The organism is Moraxella sp., assembly GCF_024227015.1.
Lineage (GTDB): Bacteria > Pseudomonadota > Gammaproteobacteria > Pseudomonadales > Moraxellaceae > Moraxella.
In genome coordinates, this window is sequence record NZ_JAAELD010000136.1 from 1 (window position 1) to 651 (window position 651).

Here is a 651-nt window from a genome sequence, read left to right on the forward strand (position 1 = left end):
AACGATCAAGCCGGTGAATGAAATTATTGCAAAAGCGCATGATGCAGGTGCGTTGGTGTTGCTCGATGGTGCGCAGGCGGCGCCGCATTTGGCCATCGATGTGCAGCAGCTGGATGTCGATTTTTATGCTTTTTCGGGTCATAAGCTCTACGGCCCGACTGGGGTTGGTGTTTTGTATGGCAAAAAACAATTGCTTGATGCGATGCCACCCTATCAGGGTGGTGGTGAGATGATCAAACGGGTGACCTTTAAAAAGACCACCTTTAACGACTTGCCGTTCAAGTTTGAAGCGGGAACGCCGAACATTATTGGTGGCATCGGTCTGGCTGAGGCGATTCGCTATGTGTCTCAGTTTGATATAAACGACCTCATGCAACATGAAAAGGATTTATTGGCCTACGCAACCGAGCGATTACTTGAAATTCCCAGTTTGCGTATTATTGGCAATGCAACGAGCAAGGTCAGCGTGATTTCATTTTTAGTTGCGGATCATCATCCATTGGATATTGGGATGTTATTGGATCAACAGGGGATTGCTGTGCGTACCGGGCATCATTGCACCCAACCGCTGATGGATTTTTATGGGATTTCTGGGACGGCGCGTGCATACTTTACTTTTTATAATACCCGTGCTGAGGTTGATGCCCTGGT

Annotated in this window: 1 protein-coding gene; it reads left to right on the top strand. The window is 47.8% G+C overall.

Features of this window, described 5'->3' with window-relative positions; genetic code table 11:
• Positions 1-651 (top strand): aminotransferase class V-fold PLP-dependent enzyme (locus GY683_RS02885; RefSeq protein WP_297287313.1); only part of this gene is annotated, 651 nt, incomplete at both ends.